This window comes from Winogradskyella litorisediminis (assembly GCF_042675765.1).
In the GTDB taxonomy this organism is placed as follows: domain Bacteria; phylum Bacteroidota; class Bacteroidia; order Flavobacteriales; family Flavobacteriaceae; genus Winogradskyella; species Winogradskyella litorisediminis.
Window position 1 is genome coordinate 441,444 of record NZ_JBHTJL010000003.1, and the last position, 8,920, is coordinate 450,363.

Here is an 8,920-nt window from a genome sequence, read left to right on the forward strand (position 1 = left end):
AAATGAATGAAGATTTTACAAATGTTTATTTAGCAGATGACGACTCTGACGACCGCTTTTTGTTTGAAGAGGCTTTTGATGAGTTAAAAATGGATATTAATGTTAGTACATTTAACGATGGTCAGTACCTAATGGATTATCTTTTAAAAGATGACGCCAAATTGCCTCATATTCTTTTTTTAGATTTAAATATGCCAAGAAAAGGTGGTATGGAATGTCTTAAAGAAATTAAACAAAATCCAAAGTTTAGTGATATGGTAATAGCCATATATTCTACTTCTGCTTCCGAGGAACACATTGAAGATGCCTTTGTTATAGGTGCCAATATTTATATAAAAAAACCAGACAGCTTTAATAAATTAAAGAAGACACTTTCTACTGTAGTGAGCACTAATTGGCAATTTCATAAAGATGGTTTAAATAAAGACAACTTTTTATTACGATTATAGAAATGCCAGTAAGAAGAGTTTTAAAATCAGAATTATTTATTAAAATAACTTTTTTTGTAAGTCTGTTTTTTATTGTTGTAATTGCTGGTATAGGTTACAGGCATATCTCAAATTTATCAAAATCATCGAATTTGATGATGCATACTTATAGTGTTAATATTGAGCTAGAGCAAATATTATCTTATCTCAAAGATGCAGAAACTGGGCAACGTGGATTTATTACTACAAAAGATTCAATCTATCTTAGACCTTTTATATCTGGTCGTGACAATATTAACAATAGTTTTGCCCAATTAAGAGTTTTTACACAAAATGACTCAATACAGTATAATAACTTAATTTCTCTAAAAAAAATCATCGACAAACGATTTATAAACTTTGAGTTAGAAAATCAAATTGCATTTGATTATGGTACAAATTCACAGATTTTTAAAAAAGTTTTTTTAGAAGGAAAAAATATAATGGATGAAATCAGAAACCAATTACAGATGATGATTTCACTTGAAAATAAAAAACTTAGGATAGAAGAAAACAAAAACAGAGAATTTTTAAAAAACACACCACTTGTTCTATACGGTTTAGTTTTTATTACACTCCTAGTTATATATTTTTCATACTCACGAATTATAAAAAATCTTGAAGGTGTTAGACTTAAAAACAAAGAACTCGAGATTTTTAAAAAAGCAACCATACAATCAGAAAAAGTAAACAATGTTGGTAGCTGGAGATGGAATATAGATAGTAATAAATTTCAATTTTCAGAAAATTTGTTTCGCCTTTTAGGAGAAAAACCCTATTCTTTTGAGCAAACTGTTGAGGCATTTAACCAATTTGTTCATCCTGATGATGTAGAGAAACTGAATGAGCATGTTGAAGCAATGATGGAAATGAAAGAGCTTCCATTCATTTATTTTAGAATCATTCAAAAAGACGGCACAGTAAGACATTTAAAATCGTTTGGAAAAAGTATAATAAACATAGACGGCTCGAAACAACTTTTAGGAACTACCACAGATATTACAGATGAGATAGCAAACATGCATCTTTTAGAGAAAAGAAATAAAGAGTTGCTCACTAATAACAAAGAGCTACAGGCGTTTAATTATGTTGCTAGCCATGACCTACAGGAACCGCTCAGAAAAATACAAACGTTTTTATCTAGATTAGAAGAAAAAGAATCTAATAATTTATCAGCTTCTGGAAAAAAATATATAGAGCGCATTACTAATGCAGCAAAAAGGATGCGTCAATTGATTGATGATTTACTTCAATATTCGAGAACTAATAAATCTGATGAAGTTCTTGAAAATACAGACTTAAATAAGCTGTTAGATATTACAAAAGAAAATTTAGCAGAGCTCATCGCATCTAACGAAGCTGTAATAGTGTCAGACAAATTACCAACTGCAGAAGTTATTCCGTTTCAAATTCAACAATTGTTTAGTAATTTAATATCTAATTCAATTAAATATAAATCAACCCAAAGACAACCTAGAATTACTATTACTTACGAATTTATTGAAGCGTTAAACGAGTACGAAGACACTTTAGATGATAGTAATAATTTTCATGAGATAATTTTCTCCGACAACGGTATTGGTTTTGAGCCAGAATATGCCGAGCAAATCTTTGTGTTATTTAATAGACTTCATAATAGAGATGATTACAGCGGAACTGGTATAGGTTTATCTATTTGTAAAAAAATTATGGATAATCATAATGGCAAAATTTATGCTGAAGGTTTCCCAGATGAGGGTGCACGTTTTACTATACATTTACCTGCATAGTTTGTTGAAATTCTTAAAATTATCTATTTAAGTATCTACCAAATTTTCTTTAATCTGTAAATTCTATAACAGATAAAAAAAATAATATAAAATAAAATCTTAGGAAAATGTAAATATTTGTGTAATTAAATTTAATAACGTGAAAATTAGAAGATTTTATTACATAGTTTGTAGTCTATTGCTTTTAGCTAATATTTCTTGCAACAACTCTAATGCTAAAAACACCTCCAATGTAGATGATTTTAAAGTTGAAGCAAATTACCTAACAGAATTAGCAAAAGAAAATTTAAGCATCATTAATGTTTGTAAAACACTTGACACACTTTCTTTGCAGGAAGAACTCAAATCGACTGTTGATACAATTAAAGAAGAGCAAAATAAAATTCAGGATAACATTAAACAATTGGCTGATAACAGTATTGTTTTAATTGCCAACACTACTGATGAAGAATATAAAGTAGTAGATTCTTTAACAGAAGATACCGAAGAAGTAAAAAAAGCCTTAGAGTTTATACAATACAAAAGAGAAAGACAACTACAAATTCTAGATAGTCTAGAAAAAATCGAATCGGACAAGAGAACCAAAAAGGTTGCAGATGATTTAAAAAAGACAATTCAATCAAATATTTATATCACAAAGAAAACTTTAGAGCGTCTAAAGTAAAACAATTAAATACCAACAAATTATGAGGAGTTTATTATACTTAATTGCAGTTATTTTAGTTATTGGCTGGGCTCTAGGTTTTTTTGTCTATAGCGCAAGTGGCTTAATTCATATCTTACTAGTTATTGCAGTTATTGCTATTCTATTAAGATTAATAGGAGGAAAAGGTGTGTAACCTTTCTTCCGTATACACTAAATAAAAATCGAATCACCAAATAAAAAAAATCATTATGAAAAGATTATTTATAACTTCAATTTTAACCCTATTTATAGGTCTTGGCACTACATCATGCAGAGAAAAAACTGAGAAAGAAAAATTAATTGAACAAATGGAAGAAGAAGGTGCAGAAATTAAAGTAAAAGATGGAGGAAACAAAATAAAAATGGAAACCGATGATACTGAAATTAAGATTAAAGAAGATGACGGTGAGGTTAAAATAAAGAAAGAGGTTAACAACTAAATTTATGGTGACATTCATAAAATATATTAAAAAACTGTTAGGTAATATCTAGCAGTTTTTCATTTTAAATTGGAATTATAAAATATTCAGATTGTTATATTTTAAGTGGCGATACAATTGAAATCATAATTTATCTTAGAGAAATTTTATAAATATTATATAAAATTATATAACGGATTAACTCTAATAATAATGAATCTTTGTAATGTATAACAAGGGTTTATAAATCATCCTTACAAAACTATAATCATGAAAAAATTATTTATTACTTCAATCCTATCATTATTTTTAGCAGCTTCAATTACATCTTGTAGAGAAAAAACAACAGTAGTAGAAAAAGAAGTTGAAGCACCAAAAGAAAAGGGCAACAGCGTAAAAATAAAAACTGAGGGATTTGAATTAGAAGTTGATGACAACAAATAAAATTTTTAAAAACCAAAATATTAAAAAACCAGTAATTAACGTTGCTGGTTTTTTTAGTTTTTAAAAATTATTTAAACCCACAAAATTAGATTGCAATTAATACTGAAAATAATATTTCTTTTATAAATGAAGAAGTGAATTAAATTGTTGATTCTGATACGTTTGGAAACATTAAAATAATTGTAGAAAATTTAGATCAATTAAATATTGAAATTAAAAATATATCAATAAAAAAGCTCTATAGCGTAATGTTATAGAGCTTTTCGTTGCGGAGAAAGAGGTAAGTGAACCTCTTTCGTAGTGCCTTTGTTTATTACTGTTTCAGTCCTGTACCATTGTTGGGTCACCTAATAGGTCACCTTTATACCTTGTAGTAAAGATAAGGAATTTACTTGATTAATCCTTGTACTTTACTGATTTCAAAGCCCATAAAGTCGCAAAATTCATCGATAGTAACTAACTGATGAGCTTCTTTGTTAAGGCGTTCTTTAATCCTCTTGATTATTGTTCTGCCATAACGCTCACTCTTTCCTGTTACTACCTGCACGTCTTTAGGGTAAATACAGATTCTACTCATTCACTTTAAATTTAAAATTAATACTCTAACTATACTTTATCTATACCGTAGCTATAAAACACTTATATACAATATACGACTAATATCCCATTGAAAAAACTAACTAAAACGGAAGTATTGGCAACTTATAAACACTACGGAAGCCCTCTAATGCATTGACAGTCAATAGCTCGTATATTTGGTATTCATCATCAAAAAATGTATTAGTTATGGCAAAATTAAAAGGTATTATTAAGTTAGAGGGAACATTAGACAATCTAACTTTTTACAAAGCAAAAGAAGGCTATTTAGTAAAAACTAAAGGCGGTGTTTCTAAAGAGCGTATTCAAAATGACCCAGCGTTTGAGCGAACTCGTGAAAACGGTTCAGAATTTGGTAGTTCTGCATCATCTGGTAAGTTATTAAGAACATCAGTAAGAAACTTAATGATTAGAGCAAAAGATAATCGAGTTTCAAGTCGTGTTACTCAAAAAATGACACAAATTAAAAACTTTGATACAACCTCTGTAAGAGGTCAAAGAAATGTAGCTACAGGATTAGCAACACCAGAAGGTAAAGCCACATTAAAAGGCTTGGATTTCAATAATAGAGCCATTTTAAGTGCTGTTTTATTCGCTCCGTTTACTGTAGATGGTGCAACTGGTGAAATTACAATTCCAAATTTAACACCTACAAATGATATAGCCTATCCAAGTGGCGCAACACACGTAAGTTTAAGTTCAGCATTTTTAAAAGTTGACTTTGATACTACAGATAATTCAATCGAATACAGTCCGACTGTAAATATTCCGATTGATTCAACGTCTGCAACTCAAACACTAACTCCTGCAGGTGTTCCAACAGGCACAGGAAACGATATATTCGTTTTATTGGTAGAGTTCTTCCAAGAGATTAACGGTATTCAGTATCCGCTTAAAAATGGCGCATATAACGTTTTAAATATCGTAGAAGTAGCATAAAAGTTTCATTCTGACCTTTGAAGCTGAAAGAGTCCTATAATTTTTATTGTAGGGCTTTTTCTTTTGCCATAATTTTTTTGAAGAAAAGAAAAAAGACAGCCAATGTTAAAGGTAGCGTGGATGATGCTGTCAAGGTTTTTGGGTAAAAGTTTTTTACTCAAAAATCTTGAAACCTTTTACGATTGCTACTTAAAAAAGTTTTATTCAAAACCCGTAGGGCTTGACCTTTACAGTATTGAGCGTTGGCTGAAGGAAGCTACCTATATTTGCTTTCTTTTTTATTTTTTTATGTTCTCCATTTTCAAGTTTAGCACAATCTAATCACCTTTTAATTATAGTACTATGTTTCTTGATATTTGTTAACGAAATGAAACAAACAAAGACTTGAGGTAAGGAATACTTGGACTTAACGATGGTTTTGTGCAGATGAATGAGATAACTAATATTCTAACCTACTTTATCTTACTTCTGTTTCATTAGAGTTCCAAATGTGGTTGTGTGTTCCAATGTGAGCGTGGGTTAAGCGGATATTTTACATAATACCAGTTATAGCTACGAAAATATAAGAATACTGCGTTAGCAAACCTTTGAAAGGATTTTTGCTACTATAACTTGTATTATGTAACATAGCTTGGGTGAGTTTAGGGTTTTATGATATAAAAATAACAGAATAGCTTATTGCAGTTTGGTTTGATTTTATGAAAACCAAAGCTGTAATATGCTATTACCTTAAAGACAAAAAAACGCTAAACTTGTTAGGTGAGCGGAACAACACAAAAGACAGAGGATTTTGAGGTACGAAAAAACTGGATTTTGGGTTGTGGGGAATAAAAAAGAGCCTTCCGAAAAAGACTCTTTCATTATTGCTTAATGGTCGTGATTTGAATGGTCATCACTTTTTGTTTCACCTGATTGATTCATCATCATTTCGTGGTCGTATTTACAACAACCTGGTAAACCATCATATGCTTCTTCATCACCTGCTACTTTTTCGGTATCATAACCTGAAGCTGCGATTGCTTTATGGATTGCCATTGCATCGGTTTTTGTATCATCAAAAGACACATCAATCTTCTTTTTATCGACATCCCAATTAGCACTTGCAACACCTTCAACACCGTTAGCTGCTTTTTCGATAGTGTTTTTACACATTCCGCAATTTCCTCTTACACCAAAAGACAGGTCTGTCATTGCCATATCTTTTGACATTGCAGTAGTTGTGGTTTCTGTTTCTTTTTTGGTTTCGTTTTTACAACTTGTGAAACCTAATGCTGCTATTACAGCTACACTTAAAATTACTTTCTTCATTGTTTAAAATTTAATTGTTATTACTTGATTTATTATTCTATTATTTGTTTTACTTCACCACAGGTTAGCATTGCTTCGCCAAAGTATGGATTGATTACTTTTTCTTCTTTACTCAACCAATATGCACCATTGTTATTATCTGCCATTGGACAAAATTCTAAATAGACTTTTTCATTTACACCAAATAGTTGAACAGCATTGATTAGATGTGATGACAAATGCTTGAAATGGTTTCTTTGAAGTTTTATATCTGACGTTTCAGAAATTGAGGTCGCTGAAGATTTTATTTCCTTTTCTAATGACATCCAATGGTTATGCGCCTTATTATCTGACAACAATTTCATATTTACTTTGGTTAAATTGTTTAGTAAAGTTGATGCGCTTGTTGAAGTACTTTTTGAATCTTCTTTTACTAAAGCATCTTTTAAATTGATATATTCATTGTAAACACTATTTAACTGTTGTTGAAATTTCTCTGATACTTCCAAACGCTCATTCATATTGGTGTGGTCAGTTTGTTTGTTGGATGCATTGTTATCCATACCTAAATGTCCTTCGTGTCCAGTCATTACTTTACCACCATCTTTATTCATCATAGATTTTTTGCCTTGTAATTGTGCAGCTGCATCAACTGTAAATGTTCCGTTAGTCACTATTTCATTTCCAACAAATAAACCTTCTACAACTTCATATTCATTACCAATTTGATTGCCTAATTTAATTTCACGCATTTCAAAAATAGGTTGGTCTGGATTTGTTTTAAGGTACACCACAGAACGTTCACCTGTCCATAACACAGAAGATGTAGGAATTGTTAATACTTCGTCATTTTTAGCTGTACTGCCTTCAATATTTGCGGTTACAAACATTCCTGGTTTAAATACATCATCCTTGTTGTTTAGAACCACACGCAAGGTTACTGTTCTTGTTTTCGTGTTTAAAACTGGGTCAATGAAATCTACTTTACCTTTAAACTCTTTATTAGGATAAGCATTGGTTGTTATCATCACTTCCTGTCCTTTTTTAAAGCGTTCAATCTGATTTTCATAAACATCAAAATTTCCCCAAACCGTATTGAGATTAGCAATTTTTAATAAGGGTTGACCTTGTTTAATGTAATCGCCTTGCTCTACCAATTTTTCTGTAACAGTACCCGAAAAGGTTGCATAAACAGGAAAGTTTTCTTTCACTTTTCCTGTTTCTTCAATCTGATTGATTTGATTTTCAGAGAGCTTCCATAATTTCAGTTTATTACGGACTGCTTTATATAAAGCAGGTTGTGATTCTTTTAAAGATGCTGCTGTAATTAATTCTTGTTGTGCTGCATAGAGTTCTGGCGAATAAATGGTTGCCAATAATTGACCTTTACGAACTTCTTCGCCTGTAAAACTCACATTCAAACGCTCAATTCTTCCAGCGAAATAACTTACTTGTACTGCATTGGCTTCTTCGTTTTCAGCAATTTTACCAGATAGTTTTATGGTATTGCCTTCTGCATTGCCTTTACCCACAACGGTTGTTTGAATATTGGCTAATGCCATCGCATTTTCTGTTAGTTTGAACTGGACTGCCATTAAGCCATCGCTTCCGCTTTCCGCAGGAATTAAATCCATACCACAAATAGGACAATCACCTGGTTCTGGTTTCATAATCTGTGGATGCATAGAACACGTCCACATTTGATTGGTTTCTGCAACCGCATTGTGATTATGGTCTGTTTCTTTATTTGATGAGCCACCAAAAAGCAACCACCCCAATAACACACCTACTACGAGTAAGCCTATGTATATGACAATTTTATTATTTTTCATTTTCTAATCTTTTTATCATTGCTTTCATTTCTTCTATTTCTTTACGCTGTGCTTTTATGATGTCTTCTGCTAATTTCTTAACTTCTGGGTCTTGAATATCTGCTCTTTCACTTGTTAAAATAGCGATGGAATGATGTGGTATCATTGCTTTCATCCAAAGGACATCACCAATAATTGGTGCTTGTGTTCTTACCAATCCTAATGCACCAACAAACAGAATAAAACTACCTGCAAGTATGGCAATATTCTTCTTTTTATCATTATACATTTTTCGCATAAAAAACCACATTATAACTGCCATTGTTGAAATTCCTAAACACGTCATATAGAAACGTGTTAGACTAAACCATACGTGGTCTATGGAATAGGTGTTTAAATACATTGTGATGTACATTGCTACAAATGAGCAAGCCAGCATTATAAAGAAGGTTTTGTAGTTTCCTTTGTTTGAGTGTTCTTTTGGATTTTCCATAATCATTTG

Annotated in this window: 11 protein-coding genes; 7 read left to right on the plus strand and 4 right to left on the minus strand. The window is 31.1% G+C overall.

The genetic code is table 11. The features are described from left to right. The first annotated feature begins 2 nt into the window (after positions 1–2). The 6 genes from ACFQ1Q_RS02030 to ACFQ1Q_RS02055 all read left to right on the plus strand — a co-directional run bounded on the left by ACFQ1Q_RS02030 (position 3) and on the right by ACFQ1Q_RS02055 (position 3,784). Positions 3–449 (plus strand): response regulator, encoded by a 447-nt coding sequence (locus ACFQ1Q_RS02030; RefSeq protein WP_386127459.1) that lies wholly within the window; start codon positions 3–5, stop codon positions 447–449. A 2-nt stretch (positions 450–451) separates the two neighbouring features. Beyond that, complete coding sequence (locus ACFQ1Q_RS02035) at positions 452–2,236, plus strand: sensor histidine kinase (protein ID WP_386127461.1); 1,785 nt, start codon at positions 452–454, stop codon at positions 2,234–2,236. A gap of 139 nt (positions 2,237–2,375) precedes the next feature. Beyond that, positions 2,376–2,900, plus strand: a complete 525-nt coding sequence (locus tag ACFQ1Q_RS02040; protein WP_386127463.1) for a hypothetical protein — start codon at positions 2,376–2,378, stop codon at positions 2,898–2,900. Between the two features lie 22 nt (positions 2,901–2,922). Next, a complete protein-coding gene (locus ACFQ1Q_RS02045; protein WP_386127465.1) occupies positions 2,923–3,075 on the plus strand; it encodes a lmo0937 family membrane protein in 153 nt (50 codons plus the stop codon). Between the two features lie 55 nt (positions 3,076–3,130). Then, positions 3,131–3,361: a hypothetical protein gene (locus ACFQ1Q_RS02050; RefSeq protein WP_386127467.1), complete on the plus strand. Its 231-nt coding sequence runs from the start codon at positions 3,131–3,133 to the stop codon at positions 3,359–3,361. A 249-nt stretch (positions 3,362–3,610) separates the two neighbouring features. Continuing rightward, entirely contained in the window at positions 3,611–3,784 is a 174-nt protein-coding gene (locus ACFQ1Q_RS02055; RefSeq protein ID WP_386127469.1) for a hypothetical protein, read from the plus strand. A 388-nt stretch (positions 3,785–4,172) separates the two neighbouring features. On the opposite strand, the gene ACFQ1Q_RS02060 is transcribed toward ACFQ1Q_RS02055, so the two are convergent. Continuing rightward, positions 4,173–4,361 carry a hypothetical protein gene (locus ACFQ1Q_RS02060; RefSeq protein WP_386127471.1) on the minus strand — a complete coding sequence of 63 codons (189 nt, stop codon included), beginning with the start codon at positions 4,359–4,361 and terminating at the stop codon, positions 4,173–4,175. Between the two features lie 209 nt (positions 4,362–4,570). On the opposite strand from ACFQ1Q_RS02060, the gene ACFQ1Q_RS02065 reads away from it, so the two are divergent. Next, positions 4,571–5,320, plus strand: coding sequence for a hypothetical protein (locus tag ACFQ1Q_RS02065; protein ID WP_386127473.1), 750 nt, complete (start codon positions 4,571–4,573; stop codon positions 5,318–5,320). A gap of 867 nt (positions 5,321–6,187) precedes the next feature. Here the strand turns inward: ACFQ1Q_RS02065 and ACFQ1Q_RS02070 are convergent. Genes ACFQ1Q_RS02070 through ACFQ1Q_RS02080 form a run of 3 tightly spaced genes read right to left on the minus strand, consistent with a single transcriptional unit; the run spans position 6,188 to position 8,911 of the window. Continuing rightward, positions 6,188–6,628 carry a heavy-metal-associated domain-containing protein gene (locus ACFQ1Q_RS02070; protein ID WP_386127476.1) on the minus strand — a complete coding sequence of 147 codons (441 nt, stop codon included), beginning with the start codon at positions 6,626–6,628 and terminating at the stop codon, positions 6,188–6,190. A 32-nt stretch (positions 6,629–6,660) separates the two neighbouring features. Beyond that, positions 6,661–8,439 carry an efflux RND transporter periplasmic adaptor subunit gene (locus tag ACFQ1Q_RS02075; protein ID WP_386127478.1) on the minus strand — a complete coding sequence of 593 codons (1,779 nt, stop codon included), beginning with the start codon at positions 8,437–8,439 and terminating at the stop codon, positions 6,661–6,663. Then, positions 8,429–8,911, minus strand: a complete 483-nt coding sequence (locus tag ACFQ1Q_RS02080; protein WP_079738446.1) for a DUF305 domain-containing protein — start codon at positions 8,909–8,911, stop codon at positions 8,429–8,431. Before ACFQ1Q_RS02080 ends, ACFQ1Q_RS02075 begins: the two co-directional genes overlap by 11 nt. Positions 8,912–8,920 lie beyond the last annotated feature (9 nt).